Genomic DNA, 25,651 nt, shown 5'->3' with positions numbered 1-25,651 from the left:
TGCCTGCGGCATCCGCATCCATCCTGCCGTGACAGAGCCCATACTTGCTGCTAATGACGTCGCGTCCGCTGGCGAGAGCCGAGGCGGAACAGGATGATTGCCTTCGGAGTGCTGCGATGGACGTGAAGCCAAATTCTGAGGTCCTTGTCGGCGAGGGCGAGGGCCGCGTGCTGTTCTCCCAGAACGCGCGTTTCTCGTTGATCGCCGGGCCTTGTCAGATGGAAAGCCGCGATCACGCCTTCATGGTCGCCGGTACGCTGAAGGAGCTTTGCGGCGATCTCGGAATCGGCCTCGTCTACAAGTCCTCCTTCGACAAGGCCAACCGCACCTCGCTTTCCGGCAAGCGCGGAATAGGCCTGGAAAAGGCCCTGCAGATTTTTTCCGATCTGAAGAAGGAGTTCGGGTTTCCCGTTCTCACGGACATCCACACCGAGGAGCAATGCGGGCTCGTGGCGCCTGCGGTCGACATCCTCCAGATCCCTGCCTTCCTCTGCCGCCAGACCGATCTTCTGATCGCGGCCGCCAGGACCGGCCGTACCATCAATGTCAAGAAGGGCCAGTTCCTGGCACCCTGGGACATGAAGAACGTCCAGGCGAAGTTTACCGCCAGCGGCAATCCCAACGTCTTGCTCTGCGAGCGGGGGGTATCCTTCGGCTACAACACGCTCGTCTCCGACATGCGCTCGCTGCCGATCATGGCGGCCATGGGATCGCCAGTCGTCTTCGACGCGACCCATTCGGTGCAGCAGCCGGGCGGGCAGGGCGGCTCCTCCGGGGGGCAGCGTGAATTCGTCGAGACGCTGGCGCGTGCGGCCGTGGCCGTGGGCGTTGCCGGACTCTTCATCGAAACGCACGAGGATCCGGACAATGCGCCGTCCGACGGGCCGAACATGGTGCCCCTGAAGGATATGCGGCGGCTTCTGGAGAAGCTGCTCGCCTTGGATGCCGTGGCGAAATCCGCCTGATCGGGACGTAATTGTAATTTGCCTGTCATCGAGTAAGAGACATCTTCGATGAGCAAAGGGCTTCAGCTTCACCTCGGGGAGAGACAATGACTGCCATTACCGACATCATCGCGCGTGAGATCCTGGACAGCCGCGGCAATCCGACCGTCGAGGTCGACGTCTATCTGGAAGACGGCAGCATGGGCCGCGCCGCGGTTCCCTCGGGTGCGTCGACCGGCGCGCATGAGGCGGTCGAGCTTCGCGACGGCGGCAAGCGCTACGGCGGAAAGGGTGTCGAGAAGGCGGTCGAGGCGGTGAACACCGAGATCTTCGACGCGATCGGCGGGTTCGACGCGGAAAGCCAGATCCACATCGACAAGACGATGATCGCGCTCGACGGCACGCCGAACAAGTCGCGTCTCGGCGCCAACGCCATCCTCGGCGTGTCGCTCGCGGTCGCCAAGGCTGCGGCTGATTCCTCGGGCTTGCCGCTCTACCGCTATGTCGGCGGCGCGAGTGCCCATCTCCTGCCGGTGCCGATGATGAACATCATCAATGGCGGCGCCCATGCGGACAATCCGATCGACTTCCAGGAATTCATGATCATGCCCGTCGGCGCCGAAACGCTGCGCGACGCGGTGCGCATGGGCGCGGAAGTCTTCCACGTCCTCAAGAAGGAACTGGCGGCGCAGGGCCACAACACCAATGTCGGCGACGAGGGCGGTTTCGCGCCCGGCCTCAACAGCGCCTCCGATGCGCTCGATTTCATCATGCGTTCGGTCGAGAAAGCCGGCTATCGTCCCGGAGACGACATCTGCCTCGCACTCGACTGCGCCTCGACCGAGTTCTTCAAGCACGGAAAATATGCCCTGGAGGGCGAGGGCCGTACGCTGGAATCCGGTGCCATGGCGGAATACCTGGCCGAACTCGTCGGCAAGTATCCGATCATCTCCATCGAGGACGGCATGGCCGAAGACGACTGGGACGGCTGGAAGACGCTGACGGATCTCGTCGGTTCCGAGTGCCAACTTGTCGGCGACGACCTTTTCGTCACCAATTCGGCCCGCTTGCGCGATGGGATCAAGATGGGGGTCGCGAACTCGATCCTCGTGAAGGTCAATCAGATCGGTTCGCTCACCGAGACGCTTGATGCGGTCGAGACGGCCCACAAAGCCCGGTACACGGCGGTCATGTCGCACCGCTCCGGCGAGACGGAAGATTCGACGATTGCCGATCTCGCGGTCGCCACGAATTGCGGGCAGATCAAGACGGGATCGCTGTCGCGTTCGGACCGGCTCGCCAAGTACAACCAACTGATCCGCATCGAGGAGATGCTGGGACCGCAGGCCGTCTATGCAGGCCGGTCCATCCTGAAGGCTTGAGTTCTCCTCGCGCCGGTACTCCAGGCCGGCGCTTGGCGGAGTGCCGCACGCAATCCAAGTAAGAGAGAAGGGCCCGCATCCCGCATGCGGGCCCTTCTCTGTCCGAGCCCGGTCAACCATTGCTTAAGCATGTTCTGCGAGTTTGGGCGCGACGTAATGCGTTTCAAAGGTGTCGCGCGCCATGTGGACCAAGCACCACAAGGAAAGAAAACTCGGGCGGTTCGTCCTTCCGCTCATCACTGTCGCTTTCCTTTCCTATTTCGGCTACCATTCCGTGAACGGTGACCTCGGTCTGGTTGCCACGGAACAATTCGAGCGGCAGCGGCTTGAGAGGGTCGCGGAACTCGCCAGGCTCACCGAGAAGCGGCAGGCGCTGGAGCGGCAGGTCCAGTTGCTGAGCGACGGTTCGCTCGAGAAGGACATGCTCGACGAGATCGCGCGGTATCAGTTGAACGTCTCGCGCGAAGACGAAATCGTCATCTTCAACAATTACTTCTAGATTAACCGAGTTCGGGTTAATCCCGAAACCGTTAATGATATCAGCAAGTTGCCACGAATGCGAGCCATGCATTTATAGCATTGCTGGTGTTCTGTTTCTTCCCTATGTTAGCGGCCCGAAACGAGACAACTGCAGCACAGAGGGAGGGATGAATGGCGCCGAGAAAAATCGCGTCTGGATCCGGCCGCACATTCGCGGCGAAGCCTGCAAAGAAGGATTTCAACGGCGGCACCATCGCCGAGTTCGACAAGGAGCAGGAGCTCCAGGCTTATCGCGACATGCTGCTGATCAGGCGGTTTGAAGAGAAGGCCGGCCAGCTCTATGGCATGGGTTTCATCGGCGGCTTCTGTCACCTCTATATCGGCCAGGAAGCGGTCGTCGTCGGCATGCAGATGGCGCTCAAGGAAGGCGACCAGGTCATCACCGGCTATCGTGACCACGGCCACATGCTGGCAACCGGCATGAGCGCTCGTGGCGTCATGGCGGAACTGACGGGGCGCCGGGGCGGCTATTCCAAGGGGAAGGGTGGCTCCATGCACATGTTCTCCAAGGAAAAGCACTTCTATGGCGGCCACGGCATCGTCGGGGCCCAGGTCTCCCTCGGCACGGGCCTCGCCTTCGCCAACAAGTATCGCGGCAATGACAGCGTCTCGACTGCCTATTTCGGTGATGGCGCCGCCAACCAGGGCCAGGTCTACGAGAGCTTCAACATGGCCAACCTGTGGAAGCTGCCGATCGTCTATGTGATCGAGAACAACCGCTACGCCATGGGCACCTCCGTCTCGCGCGCCTCCGCGCAGACCGATTTCTCCCAGCGCGGTGCCTCCTTCGGCATTCCTGGATACCAGGTGGACGGCATGGACGTCCGCGCCGTCAAGGCAGCGGCCGACGAGGCTGTCGCCTACTGCCGCTCCGGCAAGGGCCCGATCATCCTCGAAATGCTGACCTACCGCTATCGCGGTCACTCCATGTCCGACCCGGCGAAGTACCGCTCCAAGGACGAAGTGCAGAAGATGCGTTCGGAACACGATCCGATCGAGCAGGTAAAGAACCGCCTGCTGGACAAGGGCTGGGCCTCGGAAGATCAGTTGAAGACGATCGACAAGGATGTCCGCGACATCGTCTCCGACTCCGCCGACTTTGCCCAGAACGATCCGGAGCCGGACGTTTCCGAGCTCTACACCGACATTCTGCTCTGAGACGGGGAGGGACACTAGAATGCCAATCGATATCCTCATGCCCGCCCTTTCTCCGACCATGGAAGAGGGCACCCTCAGCAAGTGGCTGAAGAAGGAAGGCGACACGGTCGCGTCCGGTGACGTCATTGCTGAAATCGAGACCGACAAGGCGACCATGGAAGTGGAAGCCGTGGATGAAGGCGTGATCGGCAAGTTGCTGGTCGAGGCCGGCACCGAGAACGTCAAGGTCAACACGCCGATCGCCGTGCTGCTCCAGGAAGGCGAGAACGCTGATTCCATTTCGGCGGAAAAGCCCGCCCAGCCGGAAGCGGCAAAGGCTGATGCCGATACGCCGGCCGCGACCTCGGACGCTGCAGGCGGCAAGGCTCGCGAAGCCAAGGACGAGCCGGCCTCCTCCGCCGACAACAAGGTCCCTGCTCAGCCGAAGATCAACGTGGCAAGCGATCCGGATATTCCGGAAGGCACGGAAATGGTGTCGACGACCGTGCGCGAAGCCCTGCGTGACGCGATGGCGGAAGAGATGCGTCGTGACGAGACAGTATTCGTCATGGGCGAGGAAGTCGCCGAATACCAGGGTGCCTACAAGGTGACCCAAGGCCTGCTGCAGGAATTCGGTGCGCGCCGCGTCGTCGACACCCCGATCACCGAGCACGGCTTTGCCGGCGTCGGCGTCGGGGCGGCCATGGCCGGCCTTCGCCCGATCGTCGAGTTCATGACCTTCAACTTCGCCATGCAGGCGATCGACCAGATCATCAACTCGGCCGCCAAGACGCTCTACATGTCCGGCGGCCAGATGGGCGCGCCAATGGTCTTTCGCGGCCCGAACGGTGCGGCCGCCCGCGTCGCCGCCCAGCACAGCCAGGATTATGCTGCCTGGTATTCGAGCATTCCCGGCCTCAAGGTCGTCATGCCCTATACGGCCGCAGACGCCAAGGGGCTGCTGAAGGCCGCGATCCGGGATCCGAACCCGGTGATCTTCCTGGAAAACGAGATCCTCTACGGCCAGTCCTTCGACGTGCCGAAGCTGGATGATTTCGTCCTGCCGATCGGCAAGGCCCGCATTCACAAGCAGGGCAAGGACGCGACGATCGTCTCCTTCGGCATCGGCATGACCTATGCCACCAAGGCCGTCGCCGAACTGGAGAAGGAAGGCATCGACGTCGAACTGATCGATCTTCGCACCCTGCGCCCGATGGACCTGCCGACCGTCATCGAATCGGTGAAGAAGACCGGCCGTCTGGTCACCGTCGAGGAAGGCTATCCGCAGAACTCGGTGGGTACGGAAATCGCCACGCGCGTCATGCAGCAGGCCTTCGACTATCTCGATGCGCCGATCCTGACGATCGCCGGCAAGGACGTGCCGATGCCCTATGCGGCCAATCTTGAAAAGCTCGCCTTGCCGAGCGTCGCTGAAGTCGTCCAGGCGGTGAAGACCGTCTGCTACAAGTAAGGGAGGGCGTCCGATGCCGATCAACATCACCATGCCGGCCCTTTCCCCCACCATGGAAGAGGGCAATCTCGCCAAGTGGCTGGTCAAGGAGGGTGACAAGGTTGCTCCCGGCGACGTGATCGCCGAGATCGAGACCGACAAGGCGACGATGGAAGTGGAAGCCGTGGATGAGGGAACGGTGGCGAAGATCGTCGTCCCGGCCGGCACGGAGGCTGTCAAGGTCAATGCGCTGATCGCCATCCTTGCTGAAGAAGGTGAGGATGTCTCGGCCGCCGCATCCGCTGGCGGCGGTGATGCACCTACGTCGGAGGCACCCAAGGCCCAGGCACGCCAAGCCCAGGCACCCAAGGCGGAGGCTGCGCCTTCGGAAAAGGCCTCCGAGTCTCCGAGGGGTGACAAGCCGGTTGCGGATGCCGCTCCGGCGCCGTCCACCTCGGCGCCTGCTGCCGATGGAAAACGCGTCTTTTCCTCGCCGCTTGCCCGTCGCCTCGCCAAGGAAGCCGGCCTTGATCTTTCGGCCGTCACCGGATCCGGCCCGCATGGCCGCGTGGTGAAGGCGGATATCGAAAAGGCCGTCGCCTCCGGTACCGGCAAGGCTGCTCCTGCTGCCGCGCCGCAGGCAGGTGCTACGGGCGCCCCGGCTCGGGCCATGGCGAAGGGTCCGTCCGACGACGCCGTGCTGCGTCTTTTCGAGGAAGGCTCCTACGAACTCCTGCCGCATGACGGCATGCGCAAGACGATCGCCTCGCGCCTTACCGAGTCGAGCCAGACAGTTCCGTCCTACACGATCTCGATGGACTGCGAACTCGATGCGCTGATGGCGCTGCGCGCGGAGATCAACAAGTCGGCGCCGGTGAAGAAGACGGAGAAGGGCGACGTTCCGGCATTCAAGCTCTCGGTCAACGACTTCATCATCAAGGCGATGGCGCTGGCGCTTCGCGATGTCCCGATGGCGAATGCCTCCTGGACGTCTACGGCTCGCGTGCTGCACAAGCATTCGGATGTCGGCGTTGCCGTGGCCATCCCGGACGGGCTGATCACGCCAATCGTCCGCAAGGCGGAAACGAAGACCCTCTCCGCCATCTCCAACGAGGTGAAGGATCTCGCCCGTCGCGCCCGCGACAAGAAGCTGAAGCCGGAGGAATACCAGGGCGGTACGACCTCGGTCTCCAATCTCGGCATGTTCGGCGTGTCCAACTTCACCTCGATCATCAACCTGCCGCAGGCCTCGATCGTCTCGATCGGTGCCGGCGTGGAGAAGCCGATCGTCAAGAACGGCGAGATCAAGGTCGGCACGGTGATGACCGCAACCTTCGCCTTCGACCACCGCGTCATCGACGGCGCACTCGGTGCGGAGCTGGCTTCAGCCTTCAAGCGCTACATCGAGAACCCGATGGCGATGCTGGTGTAGTGCATATTCCTCCCGGCGCGCCGGGAGGAACTCTTCCGCCCGCGAGTGGCGGTACCGTGACTTTCGCAGGCAGGATCTCCATATTCATCCGGTAGGAACACCCGTTCAGGGAGAGTGTCGATGGCAAATGAACCTGTCGATATGATCATGCCGATGCTGCGCGAGATACGCGCCGACATTCGTGACACGCGTACTGATATGCACGACATGAAACAGCAGTTGGACAAGCTGGAGAGCGGGCAGAAGACCATCCGTCAGGCACTTCAGGCGGATACGATGATGTCGAGGCTTGTCACCGGCGAGTTCGAGGAGCGGATCTTCGAGCTGGAGCGCAAGGTGGAAGCACTGATGAAGGACAAGTGATGGCAGATCGCGACAGACCAGCCTGCCGACTATTGGTCGCCTGATGAGCGATACCAAGTCCGTCCTCTGCTTCGGCGATTCGCTTACCTGGGGCTATGACCCAGCCGGCTCTGGCCGCCATGCCCTTGAGGATCGCTGGCCGAGCATTCTTGCCTCGGCCCTCGGTCCCGAAGTGAACGTCATCGCGGAAGGCCTCAACGGGCGCACCACCGGCTATGACGACCATCTGGCGGATTGCGACCGCAACGGCGTGAAGACCCTGCCGACGGTCCTGCACACCCACATGCCGCTCGATCTCATTATCATCATGCTCGGCACCAACGACATGAAGCCGGGCATTGCCGGAACGGCCATTGCGGCACGCCAGGGAATCCAGCGCCTTGTCGCGCTCGTTCGCCATCACGAATGGTCGTTTGACTACGACGCCCCGGACATCCTGATCGTCTCGCCGCCGCCCCTTTGCGAGACGGCCGATCCGATCTTCGCGGCGATGTTTGCCGGCGGCATAGAGCAGTCGGCCATGCTGGCTTCGCTTTACCGGGATCTGGCAGACGAGCTTGGCTGCGGCTTTTACGATGCCGCGTCGGTTGCGCGCACGACGCCGCTCGATGGTGTGCATCTCGATGCCGAAAACACCCGCGCACTGGGCCGCGGCCTTGAGCCGATCGTCCGGATGATGCTCGGGATATGACACAGTCACAGACGGAGTTGACCACGATCAAAGACTAGACGGGCATGCTCACTAGGCTGGTCCTCGCAGTTGATGCGCAAGAGGAGATACAGCCATGGCGAACACGCCTCACGAAATTCACGACGAATTTCCGGAATATGTCGGCAAGATGCACGCGCTGAAGGTCAGTGACGAGCATTTCGCCAAGCTCCTCGAGGATTACCGCGACGTCAACCGCGCCGTCCATCGGGCAGAAACCAAGGTTGAACCGGTCGGCGACGCGTACATGGAAGACATGCGCAAGCGCCGTATGGTTCTGAAGGATGAAATCTACGGGATGCTGGTCAGGGCGTGATGCCTCTGATGCTTCATCCCGCTGGGCAGAGGGCCAACTGCGGTTGGCCCGTCCAGTCAGAAAAGGAGATGAAGGCCCGTGTCCAACGCTTATGACGTCATCATCATCGGCTCCGGCCCCGGCGGCTATATCGCGGCGATCCGTGCCGCCCAGCTCGGAATGAAGGTTGCGGTCGTCGAGCGCGAGCATCTCGCCGGAATCTGCTCCAACTGGGGCTGCATCCCGACGAAGGCGCTGCTCCGCTCCGCGGACGTGATGCATAGCGCCAGCCACGCCAAGGATTACGGATTGACCCTCGAAGGTTCGATCAAGCCGGATATCAAGGCGATCGTTGCCCGCTCGCGTGGCATTGCCCATCGGATGAACAACGGTGTCGGCTTCCTGTTCAAGAAGAACAAAGTCGATATCATCTGGGGCGAGGCGAAGATCACCAAGCCGGGCGAAGTGGTGGTCGGCAAGGTCACCAAGCCGATCGTCCAGCCGCAGGGTCCGGTGCCGAAGAACACGCTGGGCGAGGGCACCTATACCGCCAAGCACATCATCGTCGCAACGGGCGCACGCCCGCGCGCGCTGCCGGGCATCGAGCCCGACGGCAAGCTGATCTGGACCTATTTCGAGGCGATGAAGCCGGAGGAAATGCCGAAGTCACTCCTCGTCATGGGCTCCGGCGCGATCGGCATCGAGTTCGCGAGCTTCTACCGCACCATGGGCGTCGACGTCACGGTCGTGGAAATCATGAAGCAGGTCATGCCGGTAGAGGACGAGGAAATCTCCGCATTGGCGAAGAAGCAGTTCGAGCGCCAGGGCATGAAGATCCTGCTGGAAGCCAAGGTGGCCAAGGTGGAGAAGGGCTCTAACTCCGTTACCGCCACGATCGAGTTGAAGGACGGCAAGACGCAACAGATCACCGCCGACCGGATGATCTCCGCCGTGGGCGTGCAGGCGAATATCGAGGGCATCGGCCTGGAGGCGGTCGGCGTGAAGACCGATCGCGGCTTCATCGTCATCGACGGCTACGGCAAGACCAATGTGCCCGGCGTCTACGCCATCGGTGATGTCGCCGGTCCGCCGCTGCTCGCCCACAAGGCCGAGCACGAGGCGGTGATCTGCATCGAAAAGATCGCCGGCCTGCCGAACGTCCATCCGATGGATAAGGCGAAGATCCCGGGTTGCACCTATTGCAATCCGCAGGTCGCGTCCGTCGGCCTGACGGAAACCAAGGCCAAGGAGCAGGGCCGTGACATCCGCGTCGGCCGCTTCCCCTTCGTCGCCAACGGCAAGGCGATTGCGCTCGGCGAAGACCAGGGACTGGTCAAGACGATCTTCGACAGGAAGACCGGCGAGTTGCTCGGCGCCCACATGGTCGGCGCGGAGGTGACGGAACTCATTCAGGGCTTCGTCGTCGCCATGAACCTGGAAACGACGGAAGAGGACTTGATGCACACGATCTTCCCGCATCCGACCATCTCGGAGACGATGAAGGAAAGCGTGCTCGACGCCTATGACCGGGCGTTGAACGCTTGAACGGCAACGGATGCCGGCTTGTCTCGGGTCCCGGCATCTCCCACATGCGGAACTTTAACAGGGGGTTGGTGATGGAAGGCGTGGGTTGGTTTGCGGCAATCGTCATAGGCGGCCTGGCGGGATGGCTCGCCGGCAAGCTGATGGACATGCGCTTCGGCGTCCTGATGAACATCGTGATCGGGATCGTCGGCGCAGTCGTCGCAAATGCGGCTTTCGAAAGCGCGAACATCCATGTTGCAGACGGATGGCTGGGTTTCCTGGTGACAGGTTTCGTCGGCTCCTGCCTTCTGTTATTCCTCGCGAAACTCGTCCGTCGTTGACGGCAGCCGCCATGGCGGCAAAGGCAGGTAAGTGATGGTGACCATTCTCGACAGAACCACCGCGGACGACGCAAAGCGTGTGCGCCACCCTGAAAAGGCGCATCGCCCTGATACGGAAGTGCTGCGCAAGCCGGAATGGATCCGGGTGAAGGCGCCTGTCTCCAAGGGTTATGCCGAGACGCGGTCGATCGTGAAGGACAACAAGCTCGTCACCGTCTGCGAGGAAGCCGGCTGCCCGAATATCGGCGAATGCTGGGACAAGAAGCACGCCACCTTCATGATCATGGGCGAGATCTGCACCCGCGCCTGCGCCTTCTGCAACGTCGCGACCGGTATTCCGAACGCTCTCGACCCCAATGAGCCGGAGAACGTCGCCAAGGCCGTCAGGCAGATGGGCCTCAGCCACGTCGTCATCACCTCGGTGGATCGCGACGATCTGGCCGACGGTGGTGCCGAGCATTTCGAGAAGGTGATCTGGGCGATCCGTGCGGCTTCGCCGTCGACGACGATCGAAATCCTGACGCCCGACTTCCTCAAGAAGCCGGGGGCGCTGGAGCGTGTCGTCGCCGCCAAGCCCGACGTCTTCAACCACAATCTGGAAACCGTGCCGGGCAACTATCTGACGGTGCGCCCCGGCGCCCGCTATTTCCACTCCGTTCGCCTGTTGCAGCGGGTGAAGGAGCTGGATCCGACCATGTTCACCAAATCGGGCATCATGGTGGGCCTCGGCGAGGAGCGGAACGAGGTCCTGCAGTTAATGGACGATCTTCGCGTGGCGGACGTCGACTTCCTGACGATCGGCCAGTACCTGCAGCCGACCCGCAAGCACCACAAGGTGATGAACTTCGTCACGCCGGAGGAGTTCAAGTCCTACGAGACGGTGGCCTACACCAAAGGCTTCCTGATGGTGTCTTCGAGCCCCCTGACACGTTCGTCCCACCATGCCGGCGACGACTTCGCGCGCCTGAAGGTGGCGCGCGAGCGGAAGCTGCTGCAGGCGGCGGAGTAAGTGGTGTACTCTAACGGACGGGTAACCGAGCGCCGGCTATTGCCATCGTGCCGCTTCGACATTAGCTCTCGGCTATGCCCAAGTTTGAGACCCACCGTCCCGTCAAGCACTCGCCCCAGCAGATGTACGATCTGGTGGCGGACGTCGAGCGCTATCCGGAATTTCTGCCGCTCTGCGAAGCCCTGGCCATCCGCTCCCGAAAGGAGCGGGACGGAAAGGCGCTGCTGATTGCCGACATGACGGTCGGTTACAAGGCGATCCGCGAGACCTTTACGACGCAGGTTCTCCTCAATCCGGGAGAGCTGGCGATCGACGTGAAGTACATCGAGGGGCCGTTCCGGTATCTCGACAACCGCTGGCGCTTCCAGCCGGCGGCCAACGGCTCCGTTGTGCATTTCTTCATCGACTACGAATTCAAGAGCATGATCCTGGGCGCCCTCATGGGGTCGATGTTCGATCGCGCCTTCCGGATGTTCGCCGAAGCCTTCGAGACCCGTGCCGACAAGATCTACGCCGCAGCCTGAGCCGCCTCGACGAGCATGTCGAGTGTCGTGCGAAGCGTTGCCATGCGCACGCCGCTCCGTCCGATGTCGCCGTAGTGCATCTCGCGGTGGAGGAGCAGGCCCGTCTTCGTCTGCGCCGCCAGATGCACCAGCCCCACCGGTTTTTCAGGCGATCCTCCGGTCGGTCCGGCAATTCCGGTAACGGCCACCGCCACGTCCGCGCGGGAGCGATAGAGCGCTCCATGCACCATCTGCAGTGCCGTTTCCTTCGAGACTGCGCCGAAACGGGCCAGCGTCGCCGGTGAAACCCCTAGCAGGTCCATCTTCGCTTCGTTGGTGTAAGTGACGAAGCCGCGATCGACGACGGCGGAGGAGCCGGAAATTTCCGTGAGGGCGGCGGCGATCAGCCCGCCGGTGCAGGATTCGGCGGCAGCCAGCATCAGTCCGCCCGCCTTGTAGCGGCGGACGACGGATGCGGCGAGTTCCTCCGTCCCGGAGTGAAACGGGCTCATGACGCACCGTCGCGATAAATGACGGTTGCGGTGGCGATCGCCGCGATACCTTCACGGCGGCCGATGAAGCCGATCTGCTCGTTGGTCGTCGCCTTGACGGAGCAGCGATCCACGGAGATTTCCAGTATACCCGCCATGGTTTCCCGCATTGCCTGGCGGTGAGGCCCGATCTTCGGTGCCTCCGCGATCAGCGAGACGTCGGCATTCATGATCGTGCCGCCGTTCTGCCGGACGATCTCTGCGGCGCGCGCGAGGAAGATCCGCGAAGGCGCGCCCTTCCACTGCGGATCGGACGGCGGAAAATGATCGCCGATGTCGCCTGCGCCGCAGGTGGCGAGCAGCGCATCCGTGAGCGCATGCAGGCCGACATCTGCGTCGGAATGACCCTTGAGCCCCTGGTCGTGAGGGATGAACACGCCGCAGAGGGTGACGCCGTCGCCGGCCTCCGTCTGGTGAACGTCATAGCCGTTGCCGGTGCGTACGTCGGGCATTGTAGCCCCAGCCATTCGTTGATCCGCCATGATGATGTCTCGCCTCACTGTCAGTTTCACATTGTCCGGGGATCCCTCGACCAGCTTCACCTCGGTTCCGGACCACTCGGCAATGGAACAGTCGTCCGTAAAGGCTTCGAGGCCGGCGTGGGCTGCATCGCGATGCGCCTGCAGGATCGTCGGAAGCCGGAAGCTCTGCGGCGTCTGGGCGGCAAACAAACCGTCCCGGGGCACCGTTTCCTGCACAATTCCGCCCACCCCCCGCTTCAGCGTGTCGAAAACGGGCAGCGCAGGCAGGACCGCCTCGTCTCCCGCATCCAGGCGCGCGGCGATGCGCTCGAGAAGCGCATGATCGATGAAGGGCCGGGCGGCATCGTGTATCATCACATGCGTGGCCTCTGCCGTAGCAAGCGCCTCTAGTCCCGCCAGCACCGATTGCTGGCGCGTCGCTCCGCCGAGGGCTGTGAGCACGCGGTCGGCGCCGGATATCCTGGCTATGGCTTTCTCGAACAGATCGCGGTCGTCGGGATGGATGACAACGACGACAACCGTCGCCCGGTGCCATGTCAGGAACACCTCGAGGGTGTGGGCGATGACGGCGCTGCCTCCTATCCGGCGATATTGCTTCGGCCCATCCTCCATCCCGGCGCGTTCTCCGCGGCCCGCTGCGACGATGACGATCCCTATTTGCATGCGCTTCTCGTCCGATGCCTGTTCTGACACAAAGAGTTGACAGTCGAGACCTATAGACTCACAAGGCATTTTGCCAGCCGCTACCATTTATCCTTTCTCCGTGATTGCTCTTGTGATCTACAGAAAGTATGGCTAAAAATCATGCATTCGAATTGCATGCCCGAAAGATCATCAATTGCTTCCGTGTCTCGCTGCTTCGTTCCGCATCGGAACGGTAAACATCCGGAACCGTGTCGTGCTCGCGCCGATGTCGGGCGTCACGGACCTGCCGTTCCGGGAGATTTCCTGGCGCTGGGGGGCGGGCCTCGTGGTGACCGAAATGATCGCGAGCCGCGAACTGGTCCTGAGCCGGGGTGAATCCTGGGCCCGCCTGAAGCGGGCCGGGCTCGGCCCTCATATGGTCCAGCTCGCGGGGCGCGAACCGCACTGGATGGCGGAAGCGGCGCGGATCGCTGCTGACAACGGTGCCGACATCATCGATATCAACATGGGCTGCCCCGCAAAGAAGGTGACGGGCGGCTATTCGGGCTCTGCGCTGATGCGGGACCCGGAGCTGGCGCTGTCGCTGATCGAGGCGACGGTAAAGGCGGTAGAAGTACCTGTGACGCTGAAGATGCGCCTGGGCTGGGACGAGACGTCGATCAATGCTCCCGAGATCGCATGCCGCGCCGAGGCGGCGGGTATCCAACTCATCACCATCCACGGGCGCACGCGCATGCAGTTCTATGAGGGCAGGGCCGACTGGGATGCCATTCGGAGAGTCCGCGACGTGATCTCGATTCCGCTGATCGCCAACGGTGACGTCCAGTCCGCGGAAGATGCCGCTGAGATCCTGCTCCGTTCCGGAGCGGATGCGGTCATGCTTGGCCGGGGCGCCCAAGGCAGACCCTGGCATGTCGGGGCGCTCGCCGGATATCGGCCTCCATCGCGAGGCGAACAGGCCGAGATCGTTGCCGGGCATTACGATGCGATGCTGCGTTTCTACGGCCGCAAAGCCGGGCTGCGTCACGCCCGCAAGCATCTCGGCTGGTATCTCGACCGGTTGGCGCCGGCCGTGGCGGGCGATGAGAAGGCGGCGATTTTCCGTTCTACCGATCCGCAGGACGTCATGCGGCGAATGATGCAGGCATTAGCGGCCTCCACGCCGCCGATCTCAAGGGAGGCGGCATGACTGCCATCGAATCTCCGGCCGGTGACAACGGTTTGGCGCTGGCCGTCCTCAACTCCGTGCAGAACCCCGTGATCCTGGTCGACAGGGCCGGCCATGTCGCCTTTGCCAACTGGGAGGCCGAGTCCTTTTTCGGGGCCAGCGCAGCCCAGCTTGCCCGCCATGAGATATCCGGCCTCATCCCGTTCGGCAGCCCGCTTCTGGCGCTGATCGATCAGGTCCGGGAGCGCAAGGCACCGGTCAACGAGTATCGCGTCGACCTCTCGTCGCCGCGGCTGGGGCAGGACAAGCTTGTGGACCTCTACGTGGCACCGGTGGTGAGCGAGCCGGGTTGTGTGGTCGTCGTCTTTCAGGAACGCTCCATGGCCGACAAGATTGACCGGCAGCTGACCCATCGTGCGGCGGCCCGTTCGGTCACCGGTCTGGCGTCGATGCTCGCGCACGAGATAAAGAATCCGCTCTCTGGCATCCGCGGCGCCGCACAGCTCCTGGAGACGTCCGTGCCGGATGAGGATCGATCGCTGACCCGGCTCATCTGCGATGAAACCGACCGCATCGTCTCTCTGGTCGACAGGATGGAGGTATTTTCCGACGAGCGGCCCGTTGACCGCCAGCCGATCAATATCCATTCCGTCCTTGATCACGTGAAGGCGATCGCAAAGGCCGGCTTCGGACGCGACGTCCGGATTTCGGAGAACTACGACCCGTCGCTGCCGCCGGTCTACGCGAACAGGGACCAGTTGGTGCAGGTCTTCCTGAACCTCGTCAAGAATGCCGCGGAGGCGGTCGGGGATGAGGCGGACGGCGAGATCTTGCTGACAACAGCCTATCGGCCGGGCATTCGTCTGTCGGTCGCGGGATCGCGCGAGAAGATATCGCTGCCTTTGGAATTCTGCGTCATCGACAACGGACCCGGCGTTCCCACCGACCTCCTTCCCAATCTATTCGATCCCTTCGTCACCACCAAGACCAACGGTTCCGGCTTGGGGCTCGCGCTCGTTGCCAAGATTATCGGCGCGCACGGCGGCATCGTCGAATGTGACAGCCAGAGCCGCCGAACCGTCTTCCGGGTGCTGATGCCAATGCACAAGGAAGCGAGTAGCGTCGAGCCGGCTGCCTCCCTTACCACCACAGGAAAAGCGAAATGACTGCCACGATCCTAGTTGCAGACGACGATGCGGCCATCCGTACCGTCCTGAACCAGGCACTGACACGGGCGGGTTACGATGTCCGCATCACCTCGAACGCGGCAACGTTGTGGCGCTGGGTGTCGGCGGGCGAGGGCGATCTGGTGGTCACCGACGTGGTGATGCCGGACGAGAACGCCTTCGACCTCCTGCCGCGCATCAAGAAGGCGAGGCCCGATCTTCCCGTCCTGGTCATGAGCGCCCAGAACACCTTCATGACGGCGATCAAGGCTTCCGAGAAAGGGGCCTATGACTACCTGCCGAAGCCCTTCGACCTCACCGAGCTGATAGCCATCATAGGGCGTGCTCTCGCCGAACCGAAGAAGAAGCCGGCGCGGCTCGACGATGACATGCAGGACGGCATGCCGCTGGTCGGCCGTTCGGCGGCGATGCAGGAAATCTACCGCGTGCTGGCCCGCCTGATGCAGACCGACCTGACGCTGATGATCACCGGCGAGTCCGGCACCGGCAAGGAACTGGTCGCCCGCGCGCTGCATGATTACGGCAAGCGCAGGAACGGTCCCTTCGTGGCGATCAACATGGCCGCAATACCGCGCGACCTGATCGAATCGGAGCTCTTCGGCCACGAGAAGGGCGCCTTCACCGGTGCGCAGTCGCGTTCCACCGGCCGCTTCGAACAGGCCGAGGGCGGAACGCTTTTTCTCGACGAGATCGGCGATATGCCGATGGACGCGCAGACGCGCCTCCTGCGGGTGCTGCAGCAGGGCGAATACACGACCGTTGGCGGTCGCACGCCGATCCGCACGGATGTGCGCATCGTCGCGGCCACCAACAAGGACCTCAAGCAGCTGATCAACCAGGGCCTGTTCCGCGAGGATCTGTATTACCGACTGAACGTCGTCCCCTTGCGCCTGCCGCCGCTTCGCGACCGGGCGGAAGATATTCCCGACCTCGTTCGCCACTTCATGCAGATGGGCGAGAAGGAAGGCCTTGACGTCAAACGCTTCGACAACGAGGCGCTGGAGGCCATGAAGGCCTATGCATGGCCCGGCAATGTGCGTGAGCTGGAGAACCTCATGCGCCGCCTGATGGCCCTTTATCCCCAGGACGTCATCACCCGGGAGATCATCGAGGCGGAACTGCGGTCGGACGCGCCGGACAGCCCCATCGACAAGATGACGAGCCGGGGCGAGGCGTTGACGATCTCGCAGGCGGTGGAGGAAAACATGCGCAGCTATTTCGCCGGCTTCGGCGACAGCCTGCCGCCCCCCGGCCTTTACGACCGGGTTCTGAGGGAGATGGAGTACCCGCTGATCCTGGCGGCACTGACGGCAACGCGCGGCAACCAGATCAAGGCGGCCGACCTGCTTGGACTGAACAGGAACACGCTGCGCAAGAAGATCCGCGAACTCGGCGTTTCCGTCTATCGAAGCTCCCGCAGCCCGTGATACTCGCTTGACAGCTCAACAGGATTCGTTGCAATTTCGCCACAATGCGTTGCTCATTAGTCACGCACCGGTCTGCCGCACCGTCGGTGTGGCAGTGACGCACTCGCCCTCTTAGCCGCGTTAGCGATCCCGACCGGACATCGGTTGCAAGGAGTTTGATGCAATGATCGAGGGCGTCATGTCGCCCGCGGATGAAGCCGGATCGGAACTTGCTGCGCAAGACCGTCGTGCCTCCTTCGCATTGCCGGGTCTCCTTCTCGCTGGCGGGGCACTGCTGTGCGCGATCCTGACGCTTTTCGTGCTTCTGGGATTGACGCCCATTGCCCCGACGACGCCGGTGGTGATCGCCTCGGCCGTGCTGAACGGGATCTTCATCGTCGGCCTGATCTACCTTATCGCCCGCGAGGTCAGCCGTCTGCTGAAGGCCCGCAACCGAGGGCGCGCGGCTGCTCGGCTTCATATCCGCGTTGTGGTGCTGTTCTCCATCGTCGCGATCACGCCGGCGGTTCTTGTCGCCCTGTTCGCCAGTATCACGCTGAGCGCGGGCCTCGACCGTTGGTTCTCCATCCGCACGCAATCGATCGTCAAGTCTTCGATCGACGTGGCGCAGGCCTACATGATGGAGAATGCCAGCTATCTTCAGGGTCAGACGGTTTCCATGGCCAATGACCTGGAGCGCAACCGGGCGACCTTCTACCTGGATCGCACGGGCTTCGTGGACCTCATGACCCGCCAAGCGCGGGGCCGCGGCATGCTCGGAGCCTTCCTGGTCCGGGAGGACGGATCGGCGATCGCCCAGGCGGATATCAAGACGGAACGGCCGCTTCCCGCCATTCCGCAGGACGCACTGCAGAAGGCGGCGGCAGGCCAGCCCACGCTCATTCCGCCCGGCGTCACGAACCTCGTCGGCGCCATCATCAAGCTAGATGCGCTGCCAGGATCGTTTCTCTACACCATCCGCGCCGTCGATCCGAAGGTCATGTCCGCCATGCGGCTGATGGAGGACAACACGGCCGAATACCAGGCGATGGAGGCCGGCAGGACATCGCTGCAGCTCGCATTTGCCATCCTCTATCTGGGCTTTGCACTGATCGTCCTCCTTGCGGCCATCTGGACGGCGATCGCGGTTGCCGACCGGATCGTTCGCCCGATCCGTCTCCTCATCAGTGCGGCCGATAGCGTCGCCTCCGGAGATCTGAATGTGGTCGTGCCGGTGCGCGCCGCAGATGGCGACGTCGGCAACCTGTCGCGCACCTTCAACAAGATGATCTCCGAGATCCGCAGCCAGCGGGACGAGATCCTCGAGGCGAAGGACGAGGTTGACGATCGCCGCCGCTTCATCGAGGCCGTTCTCTCGGGCGTCACTGCCGCCGTCATCGGCGTGGAGGATGACCGCCGCATCACCATCGTCAACCCGTCCGCCGAGGTGTTCCTCGGACTGCCCGCCGAAAAACTGATCGGGCGGAACCTGTCGGAAGTGGTGCCGGAGCTCGATCATGTCCTGTCGGAGGCCGCCGCCCGGTCGAGGAACGATTTCCGAAAACAGGTGAACCTGACGCGCAGCGGCAAGGAGCGGACGCTCAGCGTCCAGGTGACCCGCGAGGAGCAGAGTTCGTCACGCGATTCCTACGTCATTACCCTGGACGACATCACCGATCTCGTAATCGCCCAACGCTCTACCGCCTGGGCCGATGTGGCCCGGCGCATCGCCCATGAAATCAAGAACCCATTGACGCCGATCCAACTGTCGGCCGAGCGCTTGAAGCGTCGCTACGGCAAGCAGATCGCCGACGACGACCGCGCCGTTTTCGACCAGTGCACCGAAACCATCGTCCGACAGGTGGGGGATATCGGTCGGATGGTGGATGAATTCTCATCTTTCGCCCGCATGCCAAAACCCGCCAAGGAGGAGACCGATCTGCGCCACATCCTTCGCGATGCCATCTTCCTGCGTGAAATGGGAACGACTCACGTCGAGTTCGTTCGCGATCTCGGGGAGGAGCCTCTGCTCGGGATGTTCGACGCCCGCATGCTGGGCCAAGCCTTCGGGAACCTGGTGAAAAATGCTGTAGAAGCCATCGAGGCCGTGCCCAGCGATCAGGAACGGGATGGCCGGAGGGTGTGGGTGCGGGCAAATTTCGACCGTAGCCGCGACAGCTTCGTCGTAGACATCATCGACAATGGCAACGGCCTGCCGACCGAGAACCGGCACAGGATCCTGGAACCCTACATGACGATGAGGGAAAAGGGGACGGGGCTGGGGCTCGCGATCGTCAAGAAGATCATCGAGGAGCATGGGGGCCAGCTCGAATTGCATGATGCTCCAGTCGAATTCGACCGTGGCCGGGGCGCCATGATCAGGGTGCTGCTGCCGCATGTGGCGTCGGCTGCCGGCTCCGGAACTGGAAATGACAAGGAACTCGCATATGGCGTCTGATATTCTGGTCGTGGACGACGAGGTCGATATCCGCGAGATCGTCTCGGGCATACTGTCCGACGAAGGGCATGAAACGCGGACGGCCCACGACAGCGACAGCGCGCTCGCCGCCATCTCCGATCGGGTGCCGCGCCTGGTCTTCCTCGATATCTGGATGCAGGGCTCAAGGCTCGACGGACTTGCGCTGCTCGACGAGATCAAGGGTCGTCATCCGGACCTTCCGGTCGTGATGATCTCCGGCCACGGAAATATCGAGACGGCCGTATCCGCCATCAAGCGCGGCGCCTTTGATTTCATCGAGAAGCCCTTCAAGGCGGATCGCCTGATCCTCATCGCCGAGCGGGCGCTCGAGAACTCGAAGCTCAAGCGCGAGGTGACCGAGCTCAAGAAGCGGGCGGGCGACGCCGTCGAGCTGGTCGGAACCTCGGTCGCCGTCTCCCAGCTTCGCCAGACGATCGAAAAGGTGTCGCCGACGAACAGCCGCATCATGATCCTCGGCCCTTCGGGCGCCGGCAAGGAACTCGTGGCCCGCATGATCCACAAGAAGTCGGCGCGCGCCGGTGCCCCCTTCGTGGCGCTCAATGCGGCGACCATCACGCCGGACCGGATGGAGGTTGCCCTGTTCGGCACGGAGGGCGGGCCCGGCCAGCCGCGCAAGATCGGCGCGCTGGAGGAGGCACATCGGGGCATTCTCTACCTCGACGAAATCGGCGAAATGCCGCGCGAAACCCAGAACAAGATCCTCCGCGTCCTTGTCGACCAGCAGTTCGAGCGGGTGGGCGGCTCCAAGCGCGTCAAGGTGGACGTGCGTATCATCTCGTCGACCGCCTATAACCTGGAGAACCTGATTGCCGAGGGCATCTTCCGGGAGGATCTCTACCACCGACTGGCCGTGGTCCCCGTGAAGGTGCCGGCGCTCGCCGAGCGGCGCGAGGACATACCTTTCCTGGTGGACATGTTCATGCGGCAGATCTCCGAGCAGGCCGGCATCCGGCCGCGCCGGATCGGAGAGGATGCCATGGCGGTGCTGCAGGCGCATGACTGGCCGGGCAACATCCGCCAGTTGCGCAACAATATCGAGCGACTGATGATCCTGGCTCGTTCCGACGGGCCGGACACGGCGATCTCGGCCGACATGCTGCCGACCGACCTTGGCGACATGCTTCCGAAAGTCTCCTCGCAGGGAGACCATCACATCATGACGCTGCCCTTGCGCGAGGCGCGGGAAATGTTTGAACGCGATTATTTGGTCGCGCAGATCAACCGCTTCGGCGGCAACATCTCCCGCACAGCCGAGTTCGTCGGCATGGAACGGTCGGCTCTGCACCGCAAGCTCAAGTCCCTCGGGGTCTAGCGTCCGTTTCAGCCGCAACCAGCGATGAAAGAAGCAATATGAAGGTCATCATTTGCGGTGCCGGCCAGGTCGGATACGGCATTGCGGAGCGTCTGTCGCAGGAAGACAACGACGTCTCGGTCATCGACACCTCCGCCTCGCTCGTCAACGCCATAACCGAGACGCTGGACGTGCGCGGCTATGTCGGCCACGGCGCTCATCCCGACGTGCTCGCCAAGGCGGGCGCCGAGCAGGCGGACATGATCATCGCGGTGACCCTCTACGACGAAGTCAACATCGTCGCCTGCGAGGTGGCGCATGCGCTGTTCAGCGTGCCGACCAAGATTGCCCGGATCCGTGCCCAAAGTTACCTGCTGCCGGAATATGCCGATCTCTTCAGCCGTCAGAACATGTCGATCGACGTGACGATCTCGCCGGAGATCGAGGTCGGGAAGATGGTCCTGCGGCGCATTTCTTTTCCCGGAGCGACCGACATCGTCCGCTTCGCGGAGGATTCAATCGCCATGGTGGCGATCGAATGCATGGAGGACTGCCCGGTTCTCAACACGCCGCTTCAGCAACTGAGCCAGCTCTTTCCCGACCTGATGGCGACGGTCGTCGGCATCTTCCGGGACGCGCGGCTGACGATTGCGCGATCGAGCGACCAGTTGCAGGTGGGCGATCTTGCCTATGTGATCTGCCAACGCGAGCATGTGCGCCGGACCCTCGGGCTCTTCGGCCATGAAGAGCAGGAAGCGCGCCGCATCATCATCGCCGGCGGCGGCAATATCGGTCACTACGTCGCCCGGACGATCGAGGAACACCAGCCAAGAACCCGGCTGAAGATCATCGAGAGCGACCGCGACCGCGCGGCAATGATCTCGGAGCAGCTACGCAACACCGTGGTCTTGCACGGCTCCGCCCTCGACCAGAACATCCTGCAGCAGGCCGATGTCCAGGATGCCGATCTTATCGTCAGCCTCACCAACAGCGACCAGATCAACATCCTGGGCGCGGTCATGGCCAAATCGCTCGGCTGCAAGTCGAACCTCGTCCTGATCAACAGTTCATCCCTGAACCAGGTGACCGAATCTCTCGGGATCGATGCTCAGATCAACCCGCGTGCTGTGACGATCTCCCGCGTGCTCCAGCATGTCCGCAAGGGGCGGATCCGGTCGGTCTATGCCGTGCAGCAGGGGTCGGCAGAGGTGATAGAGGCGGAGGCACTGGAGACGTCGCCGCTGGTCGGCAGGCCGTTCCGCGAGCTTCACCTGCCGGAAGGAATCCGCATCGGCGCCATCTACCGCGGCGGCACGGTCATACGGCCGAGCGGTGACACCAAGATCAAGGCGAAGGATCGCGTCGTCCTCTTCTCTAGCGCCGAGGCGGTGAAGAACGTCGAGCAGATGTTCCGCGTCTCCATTCAATATTTCTAAGCATCAATCGGAACGGGAAGCCATGTCGAGAATAGCCTATGTCAACGGCCGCTACCTGCCGCATCCGGATGCCGCCGTTCATATCGAGGATCGCGGCTTCCAGTTCGCCGACGGCGTCTACGAGGTCTGCGAAGTTCGTGACGGGCTCATCATCGACCTGACGAGGCATCTCGACCGCCTCGATCGTTCGCTTCGCGAGCTGCGGATGGCAAGCCCGATGGGACGTGAGGCATTGAGGGTCGTCATTCGGGAAGTGCTGCGGCGCAACCGCGTCAGGAATGGCCTCTTCTACCTCCAGGTGACGCGGGGCGTCGCCAGGCGGGATCATTACTTCCCTGCCGAGACTACGCCTCCGACCATCACGATCACTGCGAAGTCCGTCGATCCCGCCCCCATGGGGCGCAAGTACGAGACGGGGATAAAGGTCATCACGCTGCCGGAAAATCGCTGGGACCGGGTGGATATCAAGACCGTCGGGCTGCTCCCCAACGTCCTTGCGAAGCAGCAGGCAAAGGACGGCGGCGCGCAGGATGCGATCTTTGTCGACCCCGCCGGCCACGTGAAAGAGGCCGCCTCCTCCAATGTCTGGATCGTCGACGGGAAAGGATCCCTCGTGACGCGTCCGGCGGAGCACGGAATTCTGAGGGGAATCACCCGCACGACGCTGCTTGACGTCGCCGAGCACATCGGTTTGCCCGTCGAGGAGCGGGAATTTTCGGTAGAGGAGATGCTGGGGGCACGGGAAGTCTTCCTGACCTCGGCCACCGGATCCTGCGTGCCTGTCGTGGAAGTGGACGGCAAGCCGATCGCCAATGGCCATCCCGGCAGTGTCGCGGCCAGCCTGCGGGGTGCCTTTTTGGACATTGCGGAAAAGACGACGATTTGGTAACGAGGAATTGTACGGGGAGGGGAGCACGAGGGACGCTTCCCGAGCATCTCCAAAGGCGTGATCAAAATCCCGGCAGGATGCCGGCAAAAAAGAAAGAAGCGGCGCTATGGCGGAACGTTCTCAGAACTTGCAGGACTTGTTTCTTAATACGGTCCGCAAGCAAAAGATTTCTTTGACCATTTTCCTTATCAACGGCGTGAAGCTGACCGGTGTCGTCACTTCCTTCGACAATTTCTGCGTTCTTCTGCGCCGTGACGGCCACTCTCAACTCGTGTATAAGCACGCGATCTCGACCATCATGCCCGGTCAGCCGATGCAGATGTTCGAGAGCGAGGAAAACGCCGCTTAACGGGACAACAGCAGATTACCCATCGCGATACTTCGAATGAATCGATGATCCCGGAGGCCCAGCGCCGCCGGGACGACATGCGTGCCGTGGTCGTCGTGCCGGTGCTGAAGCAGGCGCGTGCCGGTCGTTCCGGCCAGGCCGAGGCCGCTCTTCCTGCCCCGAAACGCTCCGATGAAGCGCGGCTTGAGGAGGCGATCGGCCTTGCCCGGGCGATCGACCTGACCATCGTGCAGGGACTGATCGTGCAGGTGTCTCAGCCCCGGCCGGCCACCCTGATCGGCACGGGCAAGATTGAGGAGATCAAGGCGCTGCTCGACGAGCACGACGCGGGGCTGGTGATCGTCGATCATCCGCTGACGCCGGTGCAGCAGCGCAATCTCGAAAAGGAATGGAACGCCAAGGTCATCGACCGGACAGGGCTCATCCTCGAAATCTTCGGTCGCCGCGCTTCCACGAAGGAAGGTACGCTGCAGGTCGATCTCGCGCACCTCAATTACCAGAAGGGTCGCCTGGTCCGCAGTTGGACCCACCTCGAACGGCAGCGCGGTGGTGCGGGCTTCATGGGCGGTCCGGGTGAAACGCAGATCGAGGCGGACCGTCGGCTGCTGCAGGAGCGTATCGTCAAGCTTGAGCGCGAGCTTGAGCAGGTCGTCCGCACCCGTCAGCTTCATCGTGCCAAGCGCCGCAAGGTACCGCACCCGATCGTGGCGCTCGTCGGCTACACCAATGCCGGAAAATCGACCCTGTTCAACCGGATCACCGGAGCCGGCGTGCTCGCCGAGGACATGCTCTTTGCGACGCTCGACCCGACACTGCGCCGCATGAAGCTTCCGCACGGGCGCACAGTCATCCTGTCCGACACGGTCGGCTTCATTTCCGATCTTCCGACGCACCTCGTGGCCGCCTTCCGCGCCACGCTCGAAGAAGTGCTGGAGGCGGATCTGATCCTGCACGTCCGCGATATGTCCGATCCGGACAACGCCGCCCAGTCCGCCGACGTCCTGCGCATCCTCTCCGATCTCGGCATCGACGAGAAGGAACGGGAGGAGCGGATCATCGAGATCTGGAACAAGATCGACCGGCTTGACCGTGAAGCGCACGACGCCTTGGCGGAGCGGGCGAACGGCCGCGAAGACGTGATGGCGCTATCGGCGGTCACCGGCGAAGGCGTCGGTGATCTGCTGGATGAAATCGCCCGGCGCCTGTCGGGCGTGCTGACGGAAACCACCGTCACCATACCGGCAGACAAGCTGTCGCTCGTTTCCTGGATCTACGAAAACGCGATGGTCGACGAACGCAGGGATCTCGAGGACGGCTCGGTGGAACTCGACGTCCGGCTCTCCGAAAGCCAGGCCGCGGCGCTGGAGCGTAAGCTCGGCAACGGGCCCAAGCCGCCCAAGGAGGACTGGGAGCGGTAGGACTGGCGCTTCTTCGAACTCTCCGCTGTTGAGCGGCCGGCGCTCATCCTGCTACGATCCGGGCTGCCGAAAACGGGAGGGATGGATGGACGATGACAGCAGGAGGATCGACGCCTTCTTTGCGGAGCAGGAGCGTTGGAGGCAGGAGCTTCTGGCACTGAGGCGAATATTGCTCGACTGCGGGCTTACCGAAACCTTCAAATGGAGTTCGCCCTGCTACACGGCCGAGGGCGGAAATGTCGCGCTGCTGTGGGGTTTCAAGGACAGCGCCACGCTGGGTTTCTTCAAGGGCGTGCTCCTCAAGGACCCAGAGGGGCTGCTCGTGGCGCCCGGCGAGAACTCGCGCTCATCCCGCGTGCTACGGTTTACCGATGTCAGCGACATCGCCTCCCAGGAGCGGATCATCCGTGACTATGTTCTTGAAGCGGCCGCGTTGGAGGAGGCAGGCGCCAAGGTCAATTTTCCGAAGGACGATCTCGCCTATCCGGATGAACTTGTCGATGCTCTCGAAGCGGACCCTGAGTTGCAAGCCGCCTTCGACGCGTTGACCCCCGGCCGCCGACGCGGCTATGTCCTCCATGTCTCGCAGGCCAAGCAGTCAGAAACACGTTCGGCCCGGATTGCGAAACACAGGGACAGGATTTTGGCCGGCAAGGGCATGCACGACCGGTAGATCCGTGGCGCCGCGGCGAAGTCGTCT

25 protein-coding genes are annotated in these 25,651 nt (G+C 62.7%); 23 read left to right on the top strand and 2 right to left on the bottom strand.

What is annotated here, in order from left to right; genetic code table 11:
• Positions 1-116 precede the first annotated feature (116 nt).
• From kdsA to RTCK_RS14825, 13 genes are all read left to right on the top strand, one after another.
• Entirely contained in the window at positions 117-965 is an 849-nt protein-coding gene (gene kdsA, locus RTCK_RS14885; RefSeq protein WP_142593366.1) for a 3-deoxy-8-phosphooctulonate synthase, read from the top strand.
• Positions 966-1,051: 86 nt separating this feature from the next.
• Complete coding sequence (eno, locus tag RTCK_RS14880) at positions 1,052-2,326, top strand: phosphopyruvate hydratase (protein WP_142593365.1); 1,275 nt, start codon at positions 1,052-1,054, stop codon at positions 2,324-2,326.
• Positions 2,327-2,507: 181 nt separating this feature from the next.
• Positions 2,508-2,825, top strand: a complete 318-nt coding sequence (locus tag RTCK_RS14875; protein WP_142520788.1) for an FtsB family cell division protein — start codon at positions 2,508-2,510, stop codon at positions 2,823-2,825.
• A gap of 152 nt (positions 2,826-2,977) precedes the next feature.
• Positions 2,978-4,024, top strand: coding sequence for a pyruvate dehydrogenase (acetyl-transferring) E1 component subunit alpha (pdhA, locus tag RTCK_RS14870; RefSeq protein ID WP_142520787.1), 1,047 nt, complete (start codon positions 2,978-2,980; stop codon positions 4,022-4,024).
• Positions 4,025-4,043: 19 nt separating this feature from the next.
• Complete coding sequence (locus tag RTCK_RS14865; RefSeq protein WP_142593364.1) at positions 4,044-5,474, top strand: pyruvate dehydrogenase complex E1 component subunit beta; 1,431 nt, start codon at positions 4,044-4,046, stop codon at positions 5,472-5,474.
• 13 nt (positions 5,475-5,487) lie between these two features.
• A complete protein-coding gene (locus tag RTCK_RS14860; RefSeq protein WP_142593363.1) occupies positions 5,488-6,885 on the top strand; it encodes a pyruvate dehydrogenase complex dihydrolipoamide acetyltransferase in 1,398 nt (465 codons plus the stop codon).
• A gap of 120 nt (positions 6,886-7,005) precedes the next feature.
• Complete coding sequence (locus RTCK_RS14855; protein ID WP_142520784.1) at positions 7,006-7,248, top strand: hypothetical protein; 243 nt, start codon at positions 7,006-7,008, stop codon at positions 7,246-7,248.
• 43 nt (positions 7,249-7,291) lie between these two features.
• Positions 7,292-7,939 (top strand): SGNH/GDSL hydrolase family protein, encoded by a 648-nt coding sequence (locus RTCK_RS14850; protein ID WP_142520783.1) that lies wholly within the window; start codon positions 7,292-7,294, stop codon positions 7,937-7,939.
• Positions 7,940-8,033: 94 nt separating this feature from the next.
• The gene (locus RTCK_RS14845) at positions 8,034-8,273 is read left to right on the top strand and encodes a YdcH family protein (protein WP_142593362.1); all 240 of its coding nucleotides are present in this window, start codon (positions 8,034-8,036) and stop codon (positions 8,271-8,273) included.
• A 78-nt stretch (positions 8,274-8,351) separates the two neighbouring features.
• The gene (gene lpdA / locus RTCK_RS14840) at positions 8,352-9,797 is read left to right on the top strand and encodes a dihydrolipoyl dehydrogenase (RefSeq protein WP_142593361.1); all 1,446 of its coding nucleotides are present in this window, start codon (positions 8,352-8,354) and stop codon (positions 9,795-9,797) included.
• A 71-nt stretch (positions 9,798-9,868) separates the two neighbouring features.
• Positions 9,869-10,117: a GlsB/YeaQ/YmgE family stress response membrane protein gene (locus tag RTCK_RS14835; RefSeq protein ID WP_142520780.1), complete on the top strand. Its 249-nt coding sequence runs from the start codon at positions 9,869-9,871 to the stop codon at positions 10,115-10,117.
• A 34-nt stretch (positions 10,118-10,151) separates the two neighbouring features.
• The gene (lipA, locus tag RTCK_RS14830) at positions 10,152-11,126 is read left to right on the top strand and encodes a lipoyl synthase (protein ID WP_142593360.1); all 975 of its coding nucleotides are present in this window, start codon (positions 10,152-10,154) and stop codon (positions 11,124-11,126) included.
• A 74-nt stretch (positions 11,127-11,200) separates the two neighbouring features.
• Positions 11,201-11,650 carry a type II toxin-antitoxin system RatA family toxin gene (locus tag RTCK_RS14825; RefSeq protein WP_142520778.1) on the top strand — a complete coding sequence of 150 codons (450 nt, stop codon included), beginning with the start codon at positions 11,201-11,203 and terminating at the stop codon, positions 11,648-11,650.
• Here RTCK_RS14825 and RTCK_RS14820 read toward each other — a convergent pair.
• Together RTCK_RS14820 and RTCK_RS14815 are read right to left on the bottom strand one after the other, a co-directional pair.
• Positions 11,635-12,141 (bottom strand): CinA family protein, encoded by a 507-nt coding sequence (locus tag RTCK_RS14820; protein WP_142593359.1) that lies wholly within the window; start codon positions 12,139-12,141, stop codon positions 11,635-11,637. The genes RTCK_RS14825 and RTCK_RS14820 overlap by 16 nt on opposite strands.
• Positions 12,138-13,325, bottom strand: a complete 1,188-nt coding sequence (locus RTCK_RS14815) for a bifunctional 2-C-methyl-D-erythritol 4-phosphate cytidylyltransferase/2-C-methyl-D-erythritol 2,4-cyclodiphosphate synthase (protein WP_142593358.1) — start codon at positions 13,323-13,325, stop codon at positions 12,138-12,140. Before RTCK_RS14815 ends, RTCK_RS14820 begins: the two co-directional genes overlap by 4 nt.
• Positions 13,326-13,476: 151 nt before the next feature.
• On the opposite strand from RTCK_RS14815, the gene dusB reads away from it, so the two are divergent.
• The 10 genes from dusB to RTCK_RS14765 all read left to right on the top strand — a co-directional run bounded on the left by dusB (position 13,477) and on the right by RTCK_RS14765 (position 25,624).
• A complete protein-coding gene (gene dusB, locus RTCK_RS14810; protein WP_142593357.1) occupies positions 13,477-14,496 on the top strand; it encodes a tRNA dihydrouridine synthase DusB in 1,020 nt (339 codons plus the stop codon).
• Entirely contained in the window at positions 14,493-15,641 is a 1,149-nt protein-coding gene (locus tag RTCK_RS14805) for a two-component system sensor histidine kinase NtrB (protein WP_142593356.1), read from the top strand. Before dusB ends, RTCK_RS14805 begins: the two co-directional genes overlap by 4 nt.
• Positions 15,638-17,089: a nitrogen regulation protein NR(I) gene (ntrC, locus tag RTCK_RS14800; RefSeq protein WP_142593355.1), complete on the top strand. Its 1,452-nt coding sequence runs from the start codon at positions 15,638-15,640 to the stop codon at positions 17,087-17,089. Before RTCK_RS14805 ends, ntrC begins: the two co-directional genes overlap by 4 nt.
• 163 nt (positions 17,090-17,252) lie before the next feature.
• Positions 17,253-19,526, top strand: coding sequence for a sensor histidine kinase NtrY-like (locus RTCK_RS14795; protein WP_142593354.1), 2,274 nt, complete (start codon positions 17,253-17,255; stop codon positions 19,524-19,526).
• On the top strand, positions 19,516-20,880 hold the full coding sequence (gene ntrX, locus RTCK_RS14790; protein ID WP_142520771.1) for a nitrogen assimilation response regulator NtrX: 1,365 nt from the start codon (positions 19,516-19,518) through the stop codon (positions 20,878-20,880). The genes RTCK_RS14795 and ntrX overlap by 11 nt, the downstream gene beginning before the upstream one ends.
• A gap of 38 nt (positions 20,881-20,918) precedes the next feature.
• Positions 20,919-22,295, top strand: a complete 1,377-nt coding sequence (gene trkA, locus RTCK_RS14785) for a Trk system potassium transporter TrkA (protein WP_142593353.1) — start codon at positions 20,919-20,921, stop codon at positions 22,293-22,295.
• A gap of 22 nt (positions 22,296-22,317) precedes the next feature.
• Positions 22,318-23,184 carry a D-amino-acid transaminase gene (locus RTCK_RS14780; protein WP_142520769.1) on the top strand — a complete coding sequence of 289 codons (867 nt, stop codon included), beginning with the start codon at positions 22,318-22,320 and terminating at the stop codon, positions 23,182-23,184.
• Between the two features lie 106 nt (positions 23,185-23,290).
• Entirely contained in the window at positions 23,291-23,533 is a 243-nt protein-coding gene (gene hfq, locus RTCK_RS14775) for an RNA chaperone Hfq (protein ID WP_037155370.1), read from the top strand.
• A gap of 44 nt (positions 23,534-23,577) precedes the next feature.
• Positions 23,578-24,951: a GTPase HflX gene (gene hflX / locus RTCK_RS14770; protein ID WP_142593352.1), complete on the top strand. Its 1,374-nt coding sequence runs from the start codon at positions 23,578-23,580 to the stop codon at positions 24,949-24,951.
• 85 nt (positions 24,952-25,036) lie between these two features.
• On the top strand, positions 25,037-25,624 hold the full coding sequence (locus RTCK_RS14765; protein WP_142593351.1) for a YdeI/OmpD-associated family protein: 588 nt from the start codon (positions 25,037-25,039) through the stop codon (positions 25,622-25,624).
• Positions 25,625-25,651 lie beyond the last annotated feature (27 nt).

The organism is Pseudorhizobium endolithicum, from assembly GCF_902153245.2.
GTDB classification, from domain to species: Bacteria; Pseudomonadota; Alphaproteobacteria; order Rhizobiales; family Rhizobiaceae; genus Neorhizobium; species Neorhizobium endolithicum.
The sequence above is the reverse complement of the archived record's forward strand: the minus strand, read 5'-3'. Positions and strand labels throughout refer to the sequence as shown.

Excerpts from the sequence above, each read along its gene's own strand:
- ntrC (WP_142593355.1), top strand. The coding sequence starts at position 15,638 with ATGACTGCCACGATCCTAGTTGCAGACGACGATGCGGCCATCCGTACC.
- eno (WP_142593365.1), top strand. The coding sequence starts at position 1,052 with ATGACTGCCATTACCGACATCATCGCGCGTGAGATCCTGGACAGCCGC.
- RTCK_RS14820 (WP_142593359.1), bottom strand. The coding sequence starts at position 12,141 with ATGAGCCCGTTTCACTCCGGGACGGAGGAACTCGCCGCATCCGTCGTC.
- RTCK_RS14845 (WP_142593362.1), top strand. The coding sequence starts at position 8,034 with ATGGCGAACACGCCTCACGAAATTCACGACGAATTTCCGGAATATGTC.
- kdsA (WP_142593366.1), top strand. The coding sequence starts at position 117 with ATGGACGTGAAGCCAAATTCTGAGGTCCTTGTCGGCGAGGGCGAGGGC.
- RTCK_RS14855 (WP_142520784.1), top strand. The coding sequence starts at position 7,006 with ATGGCAAATGAACCTGTCGATATGATCATGCCGATGCTGCGCGAGATA.
- ntrX (WP_142520771.1), top strand. The coding sequence starts at position 19,516 with ATGGCGTCTGATATTCTGGTCGTGGACGACGAGGTCGATATCCGCGAG.
- RTCK_RS14875 (WP_142520788.1), top strand. The coding sequence starts at position 2,508 with ATGTGGACCAAGCACCACAAGGAAAGAAAACTCGGGCGGTTCGTCCTT.
- lipA (WP_142593360.1), top strand. The coding sequence starts at position 10,152 with ATGGTGACCATTCTCGACAGAACCACCGCGGACGACGCAAAGCGTGTG.
- RTCK_RS14765 (WP_142593351.1), top strand. The coding sequence starts at position 25,037 with ATGGACGATGACAGCAGGAGGATCGACGCCTTCTTTGCGGAGCAGGAG.
- RTCK_RS14835 (WP_142520780.1), top strand. The coding sequence starts at position 9,869 with ATGGAAGGCGTGGGTTGGTTTGCGGCAATCGTCATAGGCGGCCTGGCG.
- hfq (WP_037155370.1), top strand. The coding sequence starts at position 23,291 with ATGGCGGAACGTTCTCAGAACTTGCAGGACTTGTTTCTTAATACGGTC.
- trkA (WP_142593353.1), top strand. The coding sequence starts at position 20,919 with ATGAAGGTCATCATTTGCGGTGCCGGCCAGGTCGGATACGGCATTGCG.
- RTCK_RS14865 (WP_142593364.1), top strand. The coding sequence starts at position 4,044 with ATGCCAATCGATATCCTCATGCCCGCCCTTTCTCCGACCATGGAAGAG.
- RTCK_RS14795 (WP_142593354.1), top strand. The coding sequence starts at position 17,253 with ATGATCGAGGGCGTCATGTCGCCCGCGGATGAAGCCGGATCGGAACTT.
- RTCK_RS14850 (WP_142520783.1), top strand. The coding sequence starts at position 7,292 with ATGAGCGATACCAAGTCCGTCCTCTGCTTCGGCGATTCGCTTACCTGG.
- RTCK_RS14815 (WP_142593358.1), bottom strand. The coding sequence starts at position 13,325 with ATGCAAATAGGGATCGTCATCGTCGCAGCGGGCCGCGGAGAACGCGCC.
- RTCK_RS14825 (WP_142520778.1), top strand. The coding sequence starts at position 11,201 with ATGCCCAAGTTTGAGACCCACCGTCCCGTCAAGCACTCGCCCCAGCAG.
- pdhA (WP_142520787.1), top strand. The coding sequence starts at position 2,978 with ATGGCGCCGAGAAAAATCGCGTCTGGATCCGGCCGCACATTCGCGGCG.
- RTCK_RS14780 (WP_142520769.1), top strand. The coding sequence starts at position 22,318 with ATGTCGAGAATAGCCTATGTCAACGGCCGCTACCTGCCGCATCCGGAT.
- RTCK_RS14860 (WP_142593363.1), top strand. The coding sequence starts at position 5,488 with ATGCCGATCAACATCACCATGCCGGCCCTTTCCCCCACCATGGAAGAG.
- hflX (WP_142593352.1), top strand. The coding sequence starts at position 23,578 with ATGATCCCGGAGGCCCAGCGCCGCCGGGACGACATGCGTGCCGTGGTC.
- RTCK_RS14805 (WP_142593356.1), top strand. The coding sequence starts at position 14,493 with ATGACTGCCATCGAATCTCCGGCCGGTGACAACGGTTTGGCGCTGGCC.